Source organism: Staphylococcus sp. HMSC072H03 (genome assembly GCF_001809305.1).
In the GTDB taxonomy this organism is placed as follows: domain Bacteria; phylum Bacillota; class Bacilli; order Staphylococcales; family Staphylococcaceae; genus Staphylococcus; species Staphylococcus hominis.
Genome location: NZ_KV796883.1, coordinates 117,553 through 139,553, shown reverse-complemented (window position 1 = coordinate 139,553; position 22,001 = coordinate 117,553). Strand labels below are relative to the sequence as shown.

The following is a 22,001-nucleotide window of genomic DNA, read 5'->3' as shown; positions in this document are numbered from 1 at the left end:
TACTTATATATTTAAAATTATAAAATTCAGGGTAAATATTTATAATATAATTTTAAATGAAAGTAGGTTTAACTATGGAGCAACAGTATAATCATGGGGTATTATTTTACCATGAACATAGCGGGCTTAAAGATATATATGATGGATTGGGAGAAGTCGCTAAATCACTAACTCAGTTATGTAAGCATCTTTCAATACAATTAAGTGAAAATGAGGGTGACATTGAAAGATATTGTAAAGAAATAAAAGATCATACTTATAGTAATGATATTGATATCGTTTTTATATTGGGAGGAGACGGTACAGTTAACGAATTGATTAATGGTGTGATGAAATATGATCTAGATCTTCCTATAGGTATTATTCCAGGAGGAACATTTAATGATTTTACTAAAACATTAAACTTAAATCCTGACTTCAAAAAAGCTAGTGAGCAATTGTTGTCTTCACATATTGAGTCATATGATGTTATGAAAGTAAATGATAATTATGTACTTAACTTTGTCGGACTAGGACTTATTGTGCAAAATGCTGAAAATGTTCAAGAAGGACGTAAAGATATCTTTGGAAAATTAAGTTATGTTGGTTCTACTGTAAAAACACTCATGAATCCCGAACATTTTGACTATACATTGACAGTAGACGACAAAGAATATAAAGGAAATACGTCTATGCTAGTGATAGCAAATGGACCTAATATTGGTGGCAGTCGCATTCCACTTACAGATCTTTCTCCACAAGATGGAAAGTTAAATAGTTTTATATTTGAACAACAAAGTTTTAGTATTTTAAACGATATTTTCAAAAAAAGAGATAGCATGAATTGGAATGAAATTACCGAAGGAATTAATCATATTCCAGGTTCTCACATAACATTACGCACTGAACCAAATATGAAAGTAGATATTGATGGAGAAATTAATTTAGAAACACCTATCACCATTGATGTGTTACCTAAAGCAATCAATATCCTTACTTTTTCGAATGATGAGAAATAACAACTATATCATAATCAAAAGGTATGTATGAATGCTTCAAGCTTCATACATACCTTTTTACTTTAATTATTATTTAAAAACATTGCTTCTACATCTTTCCAGCCATTCACTCGTTTAAAACGTGTTTCATTTATATTATGTGCAGCCGTAAAGATAATAGGTTCTCCTTCAAAAATTTGAAGCTGACGAGGATTATCATCTATTAAATAATCTGTTTTAACAATATTTTTTCTTCCACAAAAAATAAAATGCTGTGGATCTAAAAATGGAAAATATTCTAGTAACCATTCATATTTATCATGAAATGAGGTGGGTACATCCATTGCTGCTGTAGCAATATATACATCATAATGCTCATTAAGTTTTTCTACCACCTCTTGAGCATGTGGTATCACTTTAAGATGTCTAAAAAACTCTGGCGCTCTTAAAATATCTCTTACTAACCCATCATGTTCAGGAATCACATGGTTTAATTTCTGACCATGTAACGATTCCATTGTAATTCCTAATTTAGTTTCAATATTAACTGCTTCAATAATTGCACCTAAAGTATCTGCTAATACTTCATCCATATCTATTGCTATAGATTTACGTGCCATGCTATCACTTCCTTAGTTATCTTTTGCACATTTTCAAAGTATAGCAAAAAACCTTTAATTCGTCATGAATCGCAATTAAAGGTTTTTCCTTAGTTTAATAATTAAATTGTTTTAATACTTCAATCATTTTATTATTTTGTTCTTCAAATCCAATTGTAATACGTACTCCATTAGGAAAAGGTCTAGTGATACAGCCAACGTTTAATAATTCATTATACAATGCTTGTGGCTTATCTGTTACTACAAATACAAAGTTCGTTTGACTAGGTAAAAAGTGTTTACTTTGTTCAATGTTATAGAACTTTTCACGTTCTTTTGCATTTTTTCTAGTAATCTCTTTTAAATAATCTTGATCTTCTAATGCTGCAATCGCTGCATATTCTGAAATTCGTGTCACATTAAATGGTGGACGAATGATATTCCATTTTTCAATGGCTTCATTTGTTGCCACAACATATCCTACACGTAAACCTGCTAATCCATATGCTTTAGAAAATGTTCTTAATAAAAATGCATTATCAAAGCGTTCTTGTAGTTTTAATGTATCAGGATAATCTTCAGCAGTGACGAATTCGAAATATGCTTCATCAATTAAGACTGGCACATGACTTGGAACACGTTCCAAAAATGACTCTAATTCATCATGACTAAAATATGTACCTGTAGGATTATTAGGATTACATAACCATACTAATGAGGTATCAGAATTAACCTCTTTTAAAATTCCTTCCAAATCAAATCCGCCATTTTTTAACGGTACTTTTACAACTTTAGCTGATTCAACAATCGCATTATGATAATATTGTCCAAAAGTAGCTTCACTTGTCACAATTTTATCTCCCGGTGTTAAAACTGCTCTAGAAATCATGAGTATTACTTCATCTAAACCTGCGCCAAATAAAATTCGAGATTCATCAACATTTAAATGCTTACTAATTGCTTTTCGTAATGATGGAGAGCCTGTTTCCGGATAGTAAAATAATTCATCTAAGTGAGCCTCAATTGCTTCTTTTACACGAGGTGATGGTCCATATAAATTTTCATTCGATGCTAGTTTATATAACTCACCTTCTATACCAAATTTTTCTTTAAGTGCTTGCGGTGATAACCCAGGTTGATATGCCGATAATTGTTGTAATTGTTTTTTCATTTATGATCACTCCTATATAAATTAAGTTACTTTCCTTTTTCACTTATTAATTAAAATAGTACCATAAATTATCGATTTATACTTTATGTGTTAAAAAGCTCATAGATAAAATGTATCTATGAGCTTTTTACAAATTTAATGTGCCAATCCTTCTTTTTCTAAATATTGTTTAGCAACTTTATATGGATCTTCATTTTTCACTGTCACTTTATAATTCATTTCTTGCATTTGTTCATCCGTAATTTTATTTGATAATTGATTTAAAGCTTTTTTAATTTCCGGATGTTCTTTTAGAAACTTTTCTTTAAACATTGGAGCACCTTGATAAGGTGGGAAAACATGTTTATCATCTTTAAGTACTACCATATCATATTGTTTTAATTCAGCATCTGTAGAATACGCATCAATAAGATTAATGTCACCTTTCTCTACTGCCGTATAACGTAGTTTAGGTTCCATTTGTTTAATATTAGAAAGATTCAAGTTATATTTTTTAGCTACTGCTTTATAACCATCATCTCTATCTTTAAATTCCATAGTAAATCCTGGTTTAAGTTGACCTTGTACTTTACGTAAATCACCAATTGATTGTAAATTATATTGTTTAGCAAAATCTCTTTTAACAGCTAACGCATAGGTATTATTATATTTCATTGGTTTAAGCATCGTCATATCATATTTTTTCTCTAAACTTGCTTTAGCTTGGTGATATACATCAGCTTCTTTTTTAGATTTTAGATCCTCTTTAGTAAGTTCTCCTAGTACTGTACCTGTAAATTCTAAGTACCCATCTATATCGTCTGATTTTAACGCATTAAATAAGAATGAGGTTTTACCCATACCACTTTTAACATTAACTGTATCATGTGTTTCCTCTTCAATTAATATTTTATACATATTCGTAATAATTGAAGGTTCAGAACCTAATTTTCCTGCCATAGTAATCGTTGCACCTTTTTTACCAAAGAGTGGAACAACAATAACAAGTAAGATAATTAATAGAATAATACCTAGTGTAATAAGAAGTTTTTTATAAGATAATTTCGCCATATAACGCAATATAAAATCAAATAAAATAGCTAATAATGCAGCTGGAATAGCGCCAATCAATATAAGTGCTGTATTGTTACGATCAATGCCTAATAAGATCAAATCCCCTAATCCACCTGCTCCAATTAATGCAGCTAATGTAGCTGTACCAATAATAAGCCCCATAGCTGTACGTATACCTGCCATAATGACTGGCATTGCAATAGGTAACTCGACTTTAGTTAAACGTCGCATTGGTTTCATACCGATACCTTTGGCTGCTTCTGTTAGAGAAGGCTCTACTTCTTTAATACCTGTATATGTATTTCTTAAAATAGGTAATAGCGCATATACTACTAATGCAATAATTGCTGGAACTTTTCCTATACCAAAAATTGGAATCATTAATCCAAGTAAAGCAAGGGATGGAATAGTTTGTAATACCGCTGCAATATTCATTACAACTTCAGATAAACGCTTTATTTTAGTTAAAGCAATACCAAGTGGTACTGCAATTAAAATTGCGATAAATAAAGCAATAAAAGAAATTTGTATGTGCTCAAAAATTGTTCTTAGTAATTCTCCTCTACGATCATTGAGCGTTGTTAAAAATTCGTTCATGCTTTAACCCTCCTTATCATTTTTAGATAGATAGTCAAAAACATCTTCTCTTCTTAATAATGACTGTGTTAAAGCATGATTATTTTCTACAATGACTGCTTCATGTTTAGCAAGTATCTCGTAAGTATCTTGAAGTTTCATACTATCTTTTATAATTGGGTATCCTTGTTTTTCGTCATATTCAGTAAGTGTTCTTGTAAGATTTAGATCGGAGATTTTTGAATTATTGATATCTTTATGTAAGTGATCGCCCATAAACTCTCGAACAAATTGATTTTTAGGATGCTCTTGGAATCCTTCAGGTGTGTCAATTTGTTCAACACGACCATCATTTAATAAACAAATACGATCTCCTAATTTCATTGCTTCTTGTATATCGTGTGTTACAAAAATAATTGTCTTTTTAATTTTCGTTTGTAATTCTAATAAATCATCTTGTAATTTTTCTCTACTAATGGGGTCTAACGCACTAAAAGGTTCGTCCATTAATATTACTGGAGGATCAGCTGCTAATGCTCTTACCACGCCTACACGTTGACGTTGTCCTCCCGATAATTCATCTGGTTTACGATCTCGGTATGTATTTGGATCTAATCTAACCATATCTAATAATTCATCTACACGTCGATGAATATCTTTGTCTTTCCACTTTTTCATTTGAGGAACTTGTGCGATATTTTCTTTAATCGTCATATGTGGAAATAATGCGATTTGTTGTAGTACATATCCAATATCCCAACGCATCTCATAAACTGGATAATCACTCACTGGCTTATCTTTAAAATAAATGTATCCTTCACTTAACGGTATTAATCGATTAATCATTTTTAAAGTAGTTGTTTTTCCACAACCTGAAGGTCCGATTAAAATAAAAAATTCTCCTTCATTAATCTTAAAACTCACATCATCAACTGCAACATTCGTTCCATAACGTTTTGTTACATTTTTAAACTCTATCATCTTGTCACCTTCATTTCCTTCACATCACTATAAAATTTATATTGCTTATTTTCTATTAAATCATGTTTATTGATAAATTCATACTTAATAGATTTAAATACTAATTATTTTTTAACAATAAAAAATAAAACAACTTAAAACATTTTTCTAGCTTCTAAGTTGTTTTATTAAGTCATATTTAATTTTTTGTTAGATATTCGTTTTATATGATTGGATTGTTTCAAGAAATTTAGGACAATAATGTTTTAACTTATAGCTTCCTACACCATCTATCGCAATCATTTCTTGTTTAGATTCTGGTTTACGTTTAGCAAACTCTTCCAATGTATAGTCAGAAAAAATACTCACAGGCGCAATATTCAACTTTTCACTTAATTGACGGCGAACTTCTACTAATTCACTATATAAAGCACGATCAACGCCTTCTATTGTATTAATGAAAACTTTTTCCTTACTTTTATGTTTAAATGGCGTCGTATACACTGTGACATCATTATTCAATAATTCTTTCACACTTTCATCACACGTTAGAATTTCATTATATTCATTTAAAAAGCCTTTAAACCGTAACTCATCAATTAAATGACTTAACTCTGAAGTAGTATAGTCTTTCATCAATCCATGTGTTGTAAGTTGATGATAATGATTGTATTTAATATAATCACTTAATTCTCCACGTAACACTTGAATAATAACATGATAGTTTTCTTGTTGACGCATGCGTGCGATACAACTAATAATCATTTTTGCTTCATTGGTCATGTCATAAGTTTTATTTTGTTGAATGCAATTACTACATTGACCGCATTCCTCTAGACGCGCATTCGGTTCAAAATAATGTACAATTGTCGCTTCTAAGCACTTTTTCGTTTTAGTATACTGAATCATTTTAGTTAGTTTCTCGCCCATTTTATCTTTATAATCATCATCTGCTTGCGAAACAGTAATAAAATATTCATGTAATCCTTTATCTCTTTCACTAAATAATAAAATACATTCACTTTTTAAGCCATCTCGTCCTGCACGACCCGCTTCTTGATAGTATGATTCAAGATCTCCAGGCATGTTGTAATGAATAACATAACGAACATTAGATTTATCAATACCCATTCCAAATGCATTTGTTGCGATAACAACTTTAATACGATCGTATACAAAGTCATTTTGAGCTTCTTCTCTTTCTTTATTTGTTAAACCTGCATGATAAATAGCAGAAGCAATATTTATAGATTCTAGAGATTCTTGTAATTCTTCTACTTGTTTACGTGTAGAACAATAAATAATACCTGCTTGATCTTTATGAGCTTTAGCATATTCAATAACAAATTTTTGTCTTTGATATGTTGAATTTACTTTAAAAATGAGATTACGTCTTTTGGTACTTGTTTTAATTCCATCTTCTTTTTGGATATTTAATTTTTCCATAATATCCTGTTGAACTTCGGCCGTGGCTGTAGCTGTAAGAGCTACAATCGTAAAATCTTGAGGTAGTGTAAACACTTTATTTATGACGCTTTGATAACTCGGTCTAAAATCATGTCCCCATTTTGAAATACAGTGAGCTTCATCAAATGCAATTAAGTGAATGTCAATTTGACTAAGCAAGTTTAAAAAATAGTTACTTTCAAAACGTTCAGGTGCCACATATAAAAATTGAATGTCACCAGTTATTAACTTATTTTCAATCTCAGATTGTTGCTTTTTATTTAGACTACTATTTAGATAGGCTGCTTCGATACCCATTGCTTTTAACTGATCCACTTGGTCTTTCATTAAAGAAATCAATGGGCTTATTACTATCGTTGTACCACCTAACATTAAACCAGGTACTTGATAACATATTGATTTACCACCACCTGTAGGCAAGACACCTAATACATTATGATGATTTAATATTTTAGAAATTATCTCTTTTTGACCTGGTCTAAACGTATCATAACCAAAATAATGTGACAAAGTTGCTTCCATACTTACATTCCCCTTATTGCTCTTTTATTTCTTCTAATTCACTCCATCTCGTGATGTCTACATCATATGATTGCTCTAGATGTTCTTTTTCTTCATTTAATTCTTTTATTTTAGCGTAATCAGTGCTCGCTTCTACCATTTCAGCATCAATCTGCTCTAGTTTATGTTCTGTCGTTTCAATACGTTCCATTAGAGCTTCATATTCACGTTTTTCTTTATAAGACAGTCCCGTTTTTTTACGAGCGTTTGATTTAGTTTTAGGTTGTTGAGCTTGTTTTTCAAGTGTATCCTGTCGATCTTTTTCTTTTTTATAGGCCTCATAATCTTCGAATGTTCCAATAATACGTTCTAATTGGCCACCGTGAATATACCAATATTCTTGTGCTACTTTATTTAAAAAATAACGATCATGACTTACAGTAACTACTGATCCTCCGAAGGTACTAATGTAGTCTTCTAAAATTGTTAATGTTTCAGTATCAAGATCATTGGTTGGCTCATCAAGTAACAGGACATTAGGTTGATGAACAAGCAATCTCAATAAATATAATCGTTTTTGCTCTCCACCTGATAATTTATAAATCTTTTTACCATGAGTAGCACTCGGAAATAGAAATCGCTCTAACAATTGAGTAACTGAAACTGAAGTGCCATCTTTTTCTTTTGCCACTTCACTTTCTTCTCTCAAATAGTCAATCATACGTATATCTCTATCCAAAGTTTCTTCTGTTTGTTTAAAATAGGCTATTTTTACAGTTTGCCCAACTTTTAATTCTCCAGAATAATCAGTATCATCTTGATTTAAAATATTTAACATTGTCGTCTTCCCTGCACCATTTGGTCCAACGATACCAATTCTTTGACCACTTTGAATAATTTCTGTTACATCTTTGAATAATATTTTATTTTGAATCTTTTTCGTTAAATGGTCTAACTCAAATACTTGTTTGCCTAATCTAGAATAAGCAAGATTGAGTTGACCTTTATCTTTTTGATGATGAGATTGAACTTCTGACTCCAAATCATTAAATCGATTAATTCGAGCTTGTTGTTTTGTCGTTCTTGCTTTTGCGCCTGTACGCATCCATGCAAGTTCTTGTTTATAAAGTGCCTTTTGTTTTTCTTGTTGTTTTTGTTCAATCACTTCATTTTCAGCTCTCATTGCAATGTAATCTTCATAGTTTCCTGGATAAGATTTAAGTTTTCCTCTATCTAATTCCACAATACGTGTAGCAATCTCATTTAAAAAATAGCGATCGTGTGTAACAAATAAAACTGTATGTGGATATTGCTTAACATAGTTAATTAACCAGTTAATTGATTCAAAGTCTAGATGGTTTGTAGGCTCATCTAGCAATAACAAATCAGGTTGTTCTATAAGTGTCTTAGCTAAGACAACACGTTTTTGTTGTCCACCTGATAATTCTTTAATTTTTTTAGTCGTATGATTAATACCTAATTTTGATAAAATAGTTTTAATTTCAGCATTGTAATCCCATGCATGGTGTTGATCCATAAGTTCTTGAGCTTCCATCATTTTTTTAAAATTCGCATCGTTTTGATGTTCTGTATATATAGTCACAGCTTCTTCATATGTTTTAATAATACGTAACGTATCTGTATCGGAACTTAGAACAGCTTGAAATACTGTCATATCACCATCTAAATTTTGCTTCTGTGAAGAATAACGAATGCGATACTGATTAGGATGAGTTATATCGGCTGAAAAATCTTCATCTAAACCACCAATGACTTTTAATAAAGTACTTTTACCAGTACCATTTATACCTACAAGTCCAATTTTTTCATGTTCAGAAATAGAGAGATTTAAGTCATCAAAAATAACTTTATCCGCATATGATTTATTTAGTTGTTCTATTTTATACGCTTCCATATTTTTACTTCCTTTTTAATATCGAAATTTCAATATATTTCTGATAAGCTTAATTCAGTTCTATATATTATACACCTTTTTAATGCTAAATGATATAAGGAGAAATAGATATGATAGACTTTTTCGAAAATTTACCGCCTTATCTTCAAGCGCTTATTGCCGGTATTATCACTTGGTTATTAACCGCTTTAGGTGCTGCATCAGTCTTTATTTTCAAGACTGTAAACAAAAAAATCCTAACTTCTATGCAAGGTTTTGCCGCTGGAATTATGATTGCTGCAAGTTTTTGGTCTTTATTACAACCTTCCATTGATTATGGTACAAATGGTCATTTACCTGCTTGGTTACCTGCTGCGATTGGTTTTATTCTAGGTGGTGTGTTTATTAGAGGACTTGATGCAGTCATTCCACATATACACCAAAAAATCGGTGATAAAAGTCAATATCGAGAGGGCGTTAAAACTTCTTTAAGTAAAAATGCTTTACTAGTATTAGCTATCACTTTACACAATATTCCTGAAGGTTTATCAATCGGCGTAGCATTTGGTGGAATTGCAACTGGAAATGGACAAGCTACCTTTTTTGGAGCCCTTGGTTTAGCAATTGGTATTGGTATTCAGAATATTCCAGAAGGAGCTGCTTTATCCATGCCGATTAGAGCCGCTGGTGCAACACGTTTTAAAGCATTTAATTATGGTCAAGCATCAGCCATAGTAGAACCTATTTTTGCAACTATAGGTGCCATTGCAATTATTTTTATCACTCCAGTACTACCCTATGCATTAGCTTTTGCAGCAGGAGCAATGATTTTTGTAGTTGTAGAAGAGCTTATCCCTGATTCTCAATCGAGTAATAATACAGATTTAGCTACATTAAGCTTAATGCTTGGTTTTATGATAATGATGATATTAGACGTATCATTAGGATAATTAAATTAACGAATAAGCCTGAGACATATTAAATGGTCTTAGGCTTTTTTAATATATTGACAGTCAATTCTAGTCCCGGGACCCCAACAAAAAACTTTCAATAAGAAAGTCTACGTCCAACGTAATTTAGGAATGTGTTGTCGCAGTATAACGACGAATTCAAAATGAATTCTGTCCCACTCTCATTTTTTGTTGATTTTTAATGCAACGATAAAAAACCCGTAGATAAAACTTATCTACGGGCGTTTAATATAGAATGTTTATTTTATACACTCTCTAATATTGAATTATTTTTGATTTCCATGAGGACCTATTTTGTAGTCATATTTTGATGGATTAATTTTTTTAAAATCTGGATTATTGTAGAATCTGAATAGGTCGCCGTTTAATACCTCGTCACTCATTTCTAAATCTTTTTCCACCTGTTTTTTATTTTTTTCTAAATCTTTAGGTGGCGTTGTTATTAATTCATTATTTTTATTTGAATATACTTTACCATTCACAAATTTATAATCTTTTGTGATGAAATCACCATTACGGAATGGAATTACATCATTATGATCTTTAGATAACATATCTGTACCAAACATTAAATAATTCTTCGAATCAATACCAACTAAATGTAAGATAGTAGGCATCACATCCATTTGCCCAGCATATGTTTCATCTACAGTACCATTTTTACCAGGAATTTTTAACCAAAAGCCAGTACGATTTAAATCTGTGAATTTAGCTGGTGTAATTTGCTCACCCAGTAATTTCTCCATTGCATTGTTATGGTTTTCAGAAATACCATAATGGTCACCGTAAATCATAATGACTGAATCATCATATAATCCTTTTGCTTTCAAATCATTAATATACTGTTCTAAAGCTTGATCTAAGTAATGAGCCGTTTGAATATATCCATCTACAGTAGAATCGCCTGTATTCGGCTTATCAATACTTGCATCTTCTGAATTTAAAGTAAATGGATAATGATTAGTTAGTGTAATTAAATGAGAATAAAATGGTTGTTTCATTTTAGATTGATATTCTGCTGATGCTTTAAAGAAAGGTTTATCTTTTAAGCCTAAGTTCACGACATTTTCATCCGACATATCATAATATGTTGCATCGTAAAATTTATCTATACCAAAATGTTTATAAATTTGATCACGGTTCCAAAATGTTTTGTAGTCCCCGTGCATCACATCAGAAGTGTAACCTTCTTTTTGATCTAAAATTGCTGGTAAAGATTGATATGTGTTATCTCCTTTTAATGAATACGCAGATCCTTGTGGTAAACCATATAAACTATTATCCATTGTAAATTCTGAGTCAGAAGTTTTACCTTGTCCTGTTTGATGGAAGAAGTTTGGATAATATCTAAAGTCATCGTTACCAGTCGATAATTTGTTTAAGAAAGGTGTAACTTCCTTACCATTTACTTTTTTATTAATTAAAAATGTTTGAAAACTTTCCAAATGTATTTTTATGATATTTTTCTTCTTAGCAATACCATAATATTCAGAGTTTGGTTCTGTATTTTTTTGTTTCGTATAATTTAAAACACGAGTTAAATCATCTTCAGAAGCCAATGCTTTTTGTTGATTGTTTTGAATCGTTTTAACACCATCATATACAGTAAAATTATATGGACCTAAATATTTAACTAAATATTTGTGATCAAATGTACGAGTCAATAATTCAGGGCGATCAGTTTCAGCAAAAGCTAAGTTTAAAAAGAACAATGCAATTGATGCTGCCATCACTACTGGTACAAACTTTTTACTAAATACACGTTTGTCTAACCAACTTCGTTTAAAAATTAAAATAAACAGATAAACAATAGTATCTATAAAATACACAAAGTCATACCATTTAAAAGAGGCACTTACTGCGCCCCCCATCGATTCAACGTTACTCGCTTGATTTAATGTACTAAACGTTAAAAAGTCTGAGAAGAATCTAAAATAAACAACATTAGCATAGAGTAAAAATGTTAATAAGAATCCTCCAATAAAAATAAACCAATATGCTTTCTTACCTTTAAAGAACAGAAAGATACTTAAAATAAGCGCGATTAAACTATATGGATTCATCAATAGTATTAAATTTTGAACTAACCCTTTAACACCTAAAGAAAAATCTACATAGTATGAGAAATACGTTTTCAATGTTACTGTAAATACAGTCATTAAGAAAAACGCAAAAAGACTTATTTTTCTTTTGTGTAAACTCATGAATGTTTCCTCCGTTTATAGTTATTCAAATACGGCCATTTACGAATGCTATTTTTAAAATTTAATATGTTTTTAAAACAATAAAATTTTTAATTATTATTTAATAAAAGAACCTTTTTTATCACTACATTTAATTGTTAACTATTTATTAAAAAAATGCGAATTTTGTAATATTTTTGTAATAATACTTCATAGTTCAATATATAAATATAAAGTATTTTTACTTATTTATCAAGAAAAAGCTCAAGTTTAGCCTTTCCATTTATATACCTAATCATTTCTAAACTATTAAACTGATTGATATATTATAACGTCTAATCTATTCAATTTAATCAGACTATAGTCCTATACCTTTACATTAAAAAATATCATTAAATATTAATATTCAATATTTTGATGATATTTTTTATTTTAACATTTCTAATTGCATTCGAAATTCGATACCGTGAAATAATTGATTCATCCAATTACTAAACTTCACAGTATTTTTTTCAGCCGTTTCAATATCTATAAATTGAAATTTCAAACGAGATCCTCGTGGTTTTTGAGCAAGTTTAGTTAAATGATAGCTTGCTATAGTACCTATTTGTGGATAACTTCCAATAGTGTAATGATCATTTAATAAAATAATAGGTGTACCATCACGTTTTACTTGAATAGTGCCCTTTTTTACTGGTTGATACTCAGGCATATCTTCATAATATGCTTTAATACTAGGACCCTCTAATAACATCCCTACACGATTAGACTTATTCGTTACCTTGTACTCTCCATGTATAAATGTTTGTTGTGTTTCAGTATCAAAATCATTTGTTCCTTTATTAGCAATGACATGAAATACATCAGAAACATAATTAAACGATAAAGCATAACCATCAATTCCCCAACTTGTTGTTCGCTGATGTGCTAAATTTTCAAAAAGTTTACGGTGTCGTGATGTATAATCACGTTTCATTTCAATTTCATCGCCTTCTTGAAGTGTTCTTCCATGAAACCCTCCAACACCAACATTTAAATCTGTTGACGTTGAATTTAACCAAGAATCTAATTTAAATCCTCCTCCAATAGCTAAATAAACACGAGATGTTGTACTCGTTTCTTTGAAAGACAATACTTCTCCTTTTTCTACTAAATACAATTTATAAGGTTTAATTTTCATATTTTCTGTACACGCTTCAAAGTGATGACCTGTTAAGGCAATTAAAGTAGGCTCTGTGAATCTAATTTTCGCCATAATATGTGTCATTTCTAAAGTTGCTTCGTTTTTATCATTTGCTACAAGACGATTCGCAATTTCATGTCCTAATGTATCTAATGCACCGCCAGGGATGACTCCCTCATATTCATACCCTTGGCGTCCAAAGTCTTGGAACGTGCTAAAAAGTCCAGGTTTTTCTATTATGATTGACATTATTTAAAATCTCCTAATTCAGTATCATTTGGATTTTTAGGATGAAATAAGACATTATCTCCTAATTTTAATAAATTAAAGTTATCGCGCTCTGGTGAAAATAATTTAATTGGGGTATAGCCAATGACTAACCAATCGTTATAAGTATCTGTCGTTACAATGCCACATTTTTTCCCTTCAATAATGACAGAACCTGCAGGTACTCTTTTTTTCTTGTGACTGGTATGATTAACATATAATTTTTCATTCATTCCTGTTAAATAAGGAAAGCCTGGGGAATATCCCATCATAGAGACAAAGTAATGTGATTTTGAATGAAGTTGAATAAATTCCTCTTTGGATAGACGATAGTATTTTAATAGAGCCTCTAAATCAGGTCCAAATTGATCACCATAAACCACAGGAATATTATGAAAATGACACGCTGTTTGTTTATTTTCGATATGTTCTAATTCAGTCTGAATTGAATTTACAAGTGCCTTCATATATTGAAATGGCGATGAAATATTATAATGTTTAATCATATCTCGAGCATCATAACAAATCATCATACTAGACTCTGTAGGTACAATATCAGTGATGAAAGGTAAGTCTTTATTTAATAAATGTGTACGTACAGCAATTAAATTTTTTGTTACATCTTCAGCGACTTCTTGTTCAATATCTATAATAATCGCTTGGTCTCCTTGACTATAAATTTTCATTATTGCACCTCTTATTACATTCTAAATTATTTGAATCTATTTTATTGATGATAAAATAAATTTAATAAATGCGTAGCATATGGCATGATGGACTGAATTAAAAGATATACTAGTACAAATTGAAACAACACAGTCATTGTGCCTACAATACGCGGTAGCATGATTAGATTATCCTTCAAATATCGATTGATTATATATTTACTTAAACTATTGAGTAGTACGATAAGTATTAACCATAATAATGCCATAATCTTCTCCATTATTAACTAAATTAAATTTCACAATATTTATCAAATGTATTTTATATATAAATAGATACCCGAGCAACTTCACGTAGACTATTCAGCAAATAAACTTCTACTTCTTCATTTTCCAGTTTTATCATTAATTCATCTTTAGTATAATCTTTCAGCTTAAGTTTATGATTTTCTAATAAACTTTCTCTCATACATCCTCGTAAAAAATCTTTATTATATCGTGGCGTATAATAGTTTCCATTTTCTTTAATCATAATATTTCCAATATCAAATTCTAAAATTTTACCACTATCATCATACAGTAGTATCAAATCTGTTTCATGATTATGCGTTAAATATGTTCTTTCTGTTGTTTTATTTATAATAAATTTTTGTGGATAATCATTATTAGACTTTTTAAAACGTGCAGTAAAAATGTCTTTAGAAGATAATGGCTGAATAACGTGGGTAAATTGTCCGTCTTTATCAATTTCTATTTTCAAACGATATAAGTGATCATTATAATTTTGTTTTAAATTTTCAATATAACTATACCAAGCAATCTCTGAAAACTGAAAACCTAATTGCGAACAAGATTGACGTAGACGACGCGTATGATAGTTTAACCTTGGTATATGACCATGATTAAGTCGCATTGTTTCAAATAATTTCAATCATAACTCCTCCAATATTTTGGTTTTGTCTCGAAATTCTTGAATTTCATTTAATGGAACAGAATCAATAGTAATTCCCGCACCTACCCCGTAAAGAGCCAGATTATTTAGATATTCTACTGTTCTAATTGGAATGTTAAAAATCATTTTATCATCTGGTAACATTAAACCTATTGTGCCGCAATAAATATGTCTTGGACTGGTTTCTAAATGTTTGATATAAGTCATTGTACTTTGTTTAGGCGCACCAGTGATAGATCCACATGGAAACATTGCTGTTAAAATTGAATGAAGCGATATAGCATCTTCTAGTTGCCCTGTTACCATACTTGTCATTTGGTATACGGTTTGATACGTTTCAATAAAAAACAATTTATAAACCTCGATGGTTCCAGTTTTTGAAATTCTTGACATATCATTACGTAATAAATCAACGATCATTACATTTTCTGCTCTATCTTTATGAGAATACATTAATGCTTCATAATTCAACTGATCTTCTACACTATTTTTCCCACGTGGCATTGTTCCTTTCATCGGCTTACTAACAATAATGTTTGCTTTATTGTTAAACGTACCTTTTTGAAAAAATAACTCTGGAGAAATTGACGCAACTTTTACTTCTTCGGTATCTAATAAAGCTGTATAGCCACCGTTATTGTTGTGAGTTAAATAGGTATATAACGTTGAAATAGGATAATGTACTTTACTGGATAAACGAGTAGTATAATTAACTTGATAAGTATCTCCTTCTGTAATAGCTTCTTGTATTTTAATAATTTTTCTTCTCATTTGTTCTTCACTTTCTTGAAATTGAAAATGATGTACTGAATGATATTGTATATTATCCTTATTATTATCAGAGTTTAAGGGTTGATTAAAAGCGTATGCAGCAGCGTATACTTCTTTTTCTATTAAGTGATACGTTTCTAATTGATTATTAAAAAATGGCGCTGATTCATAAGTTAAATATAACGCTACATAATGCCCCTTTTTCTGTTGTTCTTCAGCAAATTGAATAACTTCACCTACTTCTTCTAAAGAATAGGCAATTGATTTTGAAATATATTGATCAAATCGCAATTGATAATTGATGTAGTCATCTTCATTAGTATAATAACGGTAATTAAACGTAATATTCATGTGTTTTTCCTACTCTCTCTATAAAGTATTGAATCTGCTGATGACCATATTCACTTAATATAGATTCAGGATGATACTGTACTGCAAAAATAGGTAGTGTATCATGTTCAAATGCCATCATAATACCTTCATTATTTGTAGCTGTAATATTTAATTGAGAAGGTAATTGTTGCCTATTAGCAATTAAAGAATGATAACGCATGACATTAAAATTTTGAGGTAACTGTTTGAAAAGTCCTTTACCTGTATGCATTATAGGTGTTGTATGACCATGAACGGGCTTTGGCCCATGCATAATTTCCCCTCCATAATATTCATAGATGAGTTGAAACCCTAAACAGATACCTAATATAGGCACCGATGAGGCGTATCTATCTAAAACGCTTTTCAAAATTGGATAGTCACTTGGTTTTCCCGGACCTGGAGATATGACAATAGCTTCAATTGTTAATTCTTCAAGTAATGCTACAGTCACTTCTGTTACCTTTATTACCTTTACACAATGAGAAGTTTTTGTTTTTATGTAATCAATCAAGTTATATGTAAATGAATCATTATTATCTATGACTATAATCATAATTATTTCCAACCTTCAAAATAATATATTAAAATACAATTTTATATAAGCGCTTTTTTTAATATTCTATAAACTAGCACTTGATTTTAAGATATGAATATATTAAGCTATCTATCGTATAATTCGAATATAAAGAGGTTCCTAGCTGAAACCCTCTATAAAAAACTAGACCTTTGTAGAAATATTTATATAAGCTTTTTAATGTACATATGTTCTACATCTTTTAAGTCTATCTTTTTATAGAGATAGGCTTTTTTTATATTTTATATCCAATGTTTTCATTCTATTTCATCATAAATTAAAAATATTAACTTTTAAAGGAGAAACGTTATGCCAAACAGTGTTTTGAATTCTGAAAAAGCAATTGTTGTGTTTAGTGGTGGTCAAGATAGTACAACCTGTCTTTTCTACGCCAAAAGACATTTTAAAGAGGTTGAACTTGTCACATTCAATTATGGGCAAAGACATAATACAGAAATCGAAGTAGCTTCTAAAATAGCAAAAGATCAAGGGTTGAAACACCATATTTTAGACATGTCTTTACTATCTCAACTTACTCCAAATGCATTAACAAAACATGACATGAAAATTGAGACAGGAGAAGATGGTATACCAAATACTTTTGTACCTGCTCGTAATTTATTATTCTTGTCATTTGCTGGAGCTCTTGCTTATCAAGTGAATGCGAAACACATCATTACGGGTGTATGTGAAACAGACTTCTCTGGTTACCCAGATTGCCGAGATAGTTTTATTAAATCTATGAATGTCACACTTAGTTTATCTATGGATAGAGACTTTGTTATTCATACACCCTTAATGTGGTTAGATAAAACGCAAACTTGGGAACTCAGTGATGAATTAGGTGTCCTCGATTATGTGCGCCACAATACGCTTACATGCTACAACGGTATTATTGGAGATGGATGCGGAGAATGTCCAGCTTGTAAATTAAGACAACGTGGACTTCATCAATATTTAGAACAAAAAGGAGATGCGTCATTATGATACAACAAGTTTATCCTACAGTGAATCACCCTTATACATTTGAATTAAATAAAGATTTCAATTTTTCTGCGGCACATTTTATTCCTAGTGAAGATGCTGGAAAATGCATGAGAACACATGGACATACTTATTTTGTTAACTTAACTATTGTTGGAGATACACTCGACCATAATGGATTTTTAATTAATTTTAGTGAATTAAAACGATTGGTCCATGACCAATTTGATCACTATTTATTAAATGATTTACCTCAATTTAAAGATAAAAGTCCTTCTACTGAAATTGTGGCACAGACAATTTTTGAAATCGTACAAGCTCATCTTAACGAGTATGACAATAAACCTAAATGTGTACAAGTGTATTTACGTGAAACACCATCAAGTTATGTTGTCTATCGTCCAAAGGAGAATAAATAATGCCTTCAAAAATACCAGTTTTAGAAATTTTTGGTCCTACTATTCAAGGAGAAGGACGAGTTATAGGACGAAAAACAATGTTTGTCCGCACAGCAGGATGCGATTATCGTTGTAGTTGGTGCGATTCCGCCTTTACGTGGGATGGTAGCGCTAAAGATGATATAGAGTTATTAACTGCTCAAGACATTTATGATCGTTTAAAAGAAATTGGCGGTAATCAATTTGATCATGTCACTATTTCTGGAGGTAACCCTGCATTAATCAAAGGAATTCAAGATTTAGTAGATTTATTTGAAGAAAAAAATATTTTTACGGCATTAGAAACCCAAGGCAGTAAATTTCAACCTTGGATGCGACAAATTAACGATTTAACAATTAGTCCTAAACCGCCTAGCTCTAATATGGTGCCTAATTTAGAAATATTAGATGATGTCATAGAACAATGTATACCATCAACATTGAACTTGAAAGTAGTTGTTTTTGATAAAGAAGATTATCAATTTGCTAGAATGATTCATCATCGTTATCCTAATATTCCATTTTATTTGCAAGTAGGAAACCCTTATTTAGATGATGATGTTGAACATCATACCGAAAAATTACTTGGTCGCTATGAAACCCTTGTAGACACAGTAATGAATAGCAGTGATATGAATCACGTGTATGTTTTACCTCAGTTACATACATTGTTATGGAGTAATAAGAAAGGTGTATAATTAGTAAATTATAATAGAATATTATTTATTAAGTGTTTTGAAATGATTAAGTTTATTTTAATTGCTATAATATTTTAATGAACTACACACACGTGATAGGAGTACACCATGATTATATATGTATTTATTAATATAGCCATTACAATATGTGTTCTGGGTTTTGATTTATATCGGCATCATTTCAAACAACTAACGTTTAACTCCGTTCTATTATCCATTGTTATCAATGCTATTATTAATAGTATTGTGATTGAAAAGTTCAATTTTATAACATTTGCTTCAATTATATTTTTCTTAAGTTGGACAATCTTACAATATTATTTAAATCGTAAACATATATACTTAATGATTTCAGAGTATAAATCTCTTGCATTCATTTTTGCAATTATGATTAGTTGCTCATTATTTATCACTTTTGAATCTAGCGATCAATCAGTCTATATGTCTATCCCTTATTTAGCTCCAGCTATATTTATCGTAGGCTTAAGCATTGATTTCATAAGTACTTTTTCAAAAAATGAAATGAATCATCTTAAATTTTTGAGTAAGCTACAACATCCTATTATGATTGGTCATACAATTATTATTATTTCAATTATACTTTTGACCTTATTAACGTCATTTTGGTATATCTTCATAATTATTTATGCTTTATTTGATATATATTTATTGTGGCAACTCAAACATAATCATATTGAAAATGACTTAAAAAAATAAACATGTAAGAAGCTATGATGTAAGAGCTTTTACATGTTTATTTTTTATTGATAAATTTTTTCTTTTTCTGCAACTACTTTTTCAATAGGTGCTTTTAAATTGGAAGCTTCTACAATATATTTTGGTCTTTGTTTTACTTCGTAATAAATTCGCCCAATATATTCGCCAACTACACCAATAGACATTAACTGAATGCCACCTAATAACAATACAGCTGCTATTGTTGTAAAGTAACCCGGATGATTAATTCCATTCATTAAAATGCCTATTAACAAATAAATAATATAAATGATGCTTAATCCAAAGATAAACATTCCAAGATATATCATTGCTCTCAGTGGTTTATTATTAAATGATATTAATCCATCAATCCCATAATTTAATAACTTGGTAAAAGTCCATTTAGATTCTCCAGCTTCTCGTTCTACATTTTTATAAGTAAAAATCTTTGTATTATATCCTATCCATTCAAATAACCCTTTAGAAAATCGATTATATTCATTTAATGAAACAATCGATTTAACTGCACGTTGACTTAATAATCGAAAATCTCCTACACCATCACTAAATTTAATATCTTCGACAAAGCTATTAATGAGCTTATAGTACAACTTTGACATTGTTTTACGTGCAACATTTTCACCACTACGATCTCGTTTAGCGACAACTTGATCAAACCCTTGTTGATACATTTCAACCATTTTAGGTATAAATTCCGGAGGATGTTGTAAATCTCCATCAATCATTACGACTGCATCAAAATTCACACTGTGTTGAAAACCAGCAATCATTGCTGCTTCTTTACCAAAATTTCGACTGAAAGAAATATATTTAACATGTTCATCGTATTCCGCTAAATGTTGTATATGCTCAATCGTATTATCTTTACTACCGTCATCAATAAATAACAAGTCATAATAATAACGACGAGTTTTACTATTCTCCGTCAAAATTTCAGTCAATCTATCGTAAGTTTTTTTTACGACTTTACCTTCATTGAAGCAAGGTATAATGACTCTGATTTTCATCTAATTACATCCTTTTCTACATTCTTTCCAATATTGTATCAATAAAATCAATAAACATTCTACTAATAACCATGTAATTAACAAATAATTAACATTAATTCCAGCTTTTGTAATAATTTAAACTATATTATTTTAAATCACCTATTGCTACATCATCTGGATCTTTACCTTGACGTGCATTTCTATTTAAACTATCAATTTCCGCAATCTCAGTAAGTTCTAAATTAAAGTCAAAAATATCATAATTTTCACGAATACGAGATGGCGTTTTTGATTTAGGAATAATAATTCTGTCATGGGCTAGATGCCAACGTAATACAATTTGTGCTGGTGTTTTGTCATATTGTTCTGCTAATTTTGTAATTACTGGATCATCTAATAATCCTCGATTTCTCATAAGTGGCATCCAAGCTGTAACAGTAATATCATGTTTATCACAATAATCTTGTACATCTTGTTGATTAAAATAAGGATGAACTTCTATTTGATTAATTTGAGGTACAATAGTTGTCTCTTTCATCAAAGTTTCTAAGTGATGGGGTTTAAAGTTACATACACCAATCGCTTTAATTTTACCTTCATTATATAATTTTTCTAATGCTTTATAAGATTCAATATATAAGCCATCTTTTTCACATGGCCAATGAATTAAATATAAATCTAAGTAATCCAATCCTAAGTTTTCTAAAGATTTATTAAAATATTCTAATGTATTATCATATCCTTGATAATCATTCCATAATTTAGAAGTAATAAATACGTCTTCTCTTGCAATATCACTGTTGTTTAAAGCTTTACCTAGTGCTTGTTCATTACCGTAAAAATAAGCAGTATCAAATGCACGATATCCCGCTTCTAATGCTGTTTGTACTGCGGTTTCCATCTCATCATCTTCCATTTTATAAACACCTAGTCCTACTTTAGGCATTGGGTAACCATTATTTAACACTTGTGTATCATTTATCATTTGTGCCACATCCTATTCAATATAATTTCTC

The 22,001-nt window shown here is 30.3% G+C and carries 20 protein-coding genes and 1 pseudogene; 6 read left to right on the top strand and 15 right to left on the bottom strand.

The features are described from left to right. Positions 1-74 precede the first annotated feature (74 nt). On the top strand, positions 75-998 hold the full coding sequence (locus HMPREF2578_RS06670; protein ID WP_017175948.1) for a diacylglycerol/lipid kinase family protein: 924 nt from the start codon (positions 75-77) through the stop codon (positions 996-998). Positions 999-1,060: 62 nt separating this feature from the next. On the opposite strand, the gene HMPREF2578_RS06665 is transcribed toward HMPREF2578_RS06670, so the two are convergent. The 6 genes from HMPREF2578_RS06665 to HMPREF2578_RS06640 all read right to left on the bottom strand — a co-directional run bounded on the left by HMPREF2578_RS06665 (position 1,061) and on the right by HMPREF2578_RS06640 (position 9,219). After that, entirely contained in the window at positions 1,061-1,597 is a 537-nt protein-coding gene (locus HMPREF2578_RS06665) for a 5' nucleotidase, NT5C type (protein ID WP_017175949.1), read from the bottom strand. A 94-nt stretch (positions 1,598-1,691) separates the two neighbouring features. Then, entirely contained in the window at positions 1,692-2,747 is a 1,056-nt protein-coding gene (gene hisC, locus HMPREF2578_RS06660) for a histidinol-phosphate transaminase (protein ID WP_019834936.1), read from the bottom strand. Positions 2,748-2,882: 135 nt separating this feature from the next. Beyond that, positions 2,883-4,397, bottom strand: a complete 1,515-nt coding sequence (locus tag HMPREF2578_RS06655) for an ABC transporter permease/substrate-binding protein (protein ID WP_070508326.1) — start codon at positions 4,395-4,397, stop codon at positions 2,883-2,885. Positions 4,398-4,400: 3 nt separating this feature from the next. Next, on the bottom strand, positions 4,401-5,357 hold the full coding sequence (locus tag HMPREF2578_RS06650) for an ABC transporter ATP-binding protein (protein ID WP_019834934.1): 957 nt from the start codon (positions 5,355-5,357) through the stop codon (positions 4,401-4,403). Between the two features lie 189 nt (positions 5,358-5,546). Further along, on the bottom strand, positions 5,547-7,325 hold the full coding sequence (gene recQ, locus HMPREF2578_RS06645; RefSeq protein WP_019834933.1) for a DNA helicase RecQ: 1,779 nt from the start codon (positions 7,323-7,325) through the stop codon (positions 5,547-5,549). A gap of 13 nt (positions 7,326-7,338) precedes the next feature. Beyond that, positions 7,339-9,219, bottom strand: coding sequence for an ABC-F family ATP-binding cassette domain-containing protein (locus tag HMPREF2578_RS06640; protein ID WP_070508325.1), 1,881 nt, complete (start codon positions 9,217-9,219; stop codon positions 7,339-7,341). Between the two features lie 110 nt (positions 9,220-9,329). Between HMPREF2578_RS06640 and HMPREF2578_RS06635 the strand changes: the two genes are divergently transcribed. Continuing rightward, positions 9,330-10,148, top strand: a complete 819-nt coding sequence (locus HMPREF2578_RS06635) for a ZIP family metal transporter (protein WP_019834932.1) — start codon at positions 9,330-9,332, stop codon at positions 10,146-10,148. A 287-nt stretch (positions 10,149-10,435) separates the two neighbouring features. On the opposite strand, the gene ltaS is transcribed toward HMPREF2578_RS06635, so the two are convergent. The 7 genes from ltaS to HMPREF2578_RS06605 form a co-directional block, all read right to left on the bottom strand. Next, entirely contained in the window at positions 10,436-12,373 is a 1,938-nt protein-coding gene (ltaS, locus tag HMPREF2578_RS06630) for a polyglycerol-phosphate lipoteichoic acid synthase LtaS (RefSeq protein ID WP_019834931.1), read from the bottom strand. A 406-nt stretch (positions 12,374-12,779) separates the two neighbouring features. After that, a complete protein-coding gene (locus tag HMPREF2578_RS06625; RefSeq protein ID WP_019834930.1) occupies positions 12,780-13,784 on the bottom strand; it encodes a 5-oxoprolinase subunit C family protein in 1,005 nt (334 codons plus the stop codon). Continuing rightward, entirely contained in the window at positions 13,784-14,488 is a 705-nt protein-coding gene (locus tag HMPREF2578_RS06620) for a 5-oxoprolinase subunit B family protein (RefSeq protein ID WP_019834929.1), read from the bottom strand. Before HMPREF2578_RS06620 ends, HMPREF2578_RS06625 begins: the two co-directional genes overlap by 1 nt. Before the next feature lie 41 nt (positions 14,489-14,529). Continuing rightward, the gene (locus tag HMPREF2578_RS10865) at positions 14,530-14,736 is read right to left on the bottom strand and encodes a hypothetical protein (protein ID WP_049379636.1); all 207 of its coding nucleotides are present in this window, start codon (positions 14,734-14,736) and stop codon (positions 14,530-14,532) included. Positions 14,737-14,789: 53 nt separating this feature from the next. Beyond that, on the bottom strand, positions 14,790-15,398 hold the full coding sequence (locus tag HMPREF2578_RS06615; protein WP_019834928.1) for an aminotransferase class IV: 609 nt from the start codon (positions 15,396-15,398) through the stop codon (positions 14,790-14,792). After that, positions 15,399-16,541 carry a chorismate-binding protein gene (locus tag HMPREF2578_RS06610; RefSeq protein ID WP_019834927.1) on the bottom strand — a complete coding sequence of 381 codons (1,143 nt, stop codon included), beginning with the start codon at positions 16,539-16,541 and terminating at the stop codon, positions 15,399-15,401. Beyond that, on the bottom strand, positions 16,525-17,118 hold the full coding sequence (locus HMPREF2578_RS06605; protein WP_017175960.1) for an anthranilate synthase component II: 594 nt from the start codon (positions 17,116-17,118) through the stop codon (positions 16,525-16,527). Before HMPREF2578_RS06605 ends, HMPREF2578_RS06610 begins: the two co-directional genes overlap by 17 nt. 330 nt (positions 17,119-17,448) lie before the next feature. Between HMPREF2578_RS06605 and queC the strand changes: the two genes are divergently transcribed. The 4 genes from queC to HMPREF2578_RS06585 all read left to right on the top strand — a co-directional run bounded on the left by queC (position 17,449) and on the right by HMPREF2578_RS06585 (position 19,975). Beyond that, a complete protein-coding gene (gene queC, locus HMPREF2578_RS06600) occupies positions 17,449-18,126 on the top strand; it encodes a 7-cyano-7-deazaguanine synthase QueC (protein WP_017175961.1) in 678 nt (225 codons plus the stop codon). Then, a complete protein-coding gene (queD, locus tag HMPREF2578_RS06595; RefSeq protein WP_017175962.1) occupies positions 18,123-18,542 on the top strand; it encodes a 6-carboxytetrahydropterin synthase QueD in 420 nt (139 codons plus the stop codon). Before queC ends, queD begins: the two co-directional genes overlap by 4 nt. Continuing rightward, complete coding sequence (gene queE, locus HMPREF2578_RS06590) at positions 18,542-19,258, top strand: 7-carboxy-7-deazaguanine synthase QueE (RefSeq protein ID WP_017175963.1); 717 nt, start codon at positions 18,542-18,544, stop codon at positions 19,256-19,258. Before queD ends, queE begins: the two co-directional genes overlap by 1 nt. Positions 19,259-19,366: 108 nt before the next feature. Further along, entirely contained in the window at positions 19,367-19,975 is a 609-nt protein-coding gene (locus HMPREF2578_RS06585; RefSeq protein WP_017175964.1) for a hypothetical protein, read from the top strand. Between the two features lie 92 nt (positions 19,976-20,067). On the opposite strand, the pseudogene HMPREF2578_RS06580 reads toward HMPREF2578_RS06585, so the two are convergent. Both HMPREF2578_RS06580 and HMPREF2578_RS06575 read right to left on the bottom strand, forming a co-directional pair. Next, positions 20,068-21,003: pseudogene (locus HMPREF2578_RS06580) on the bottom strand (glycosyltransferase family 2 protein); the annotation flags it as partial. Positions 21,004-21,130: 127 nt separating this feature from the next. Next, a complete protein-coding gene (locus tag HMPREF2578_RS06575) occupies positions 21,131-21,970 on the bottom strand; it encodes an aldo/keto reductase (protein WP_017175966.1) in 840 nt (279 codons plus the stop codon). Between the last annotated feature and the right edge of the window lie 31 nt (positions 21,971-22,001).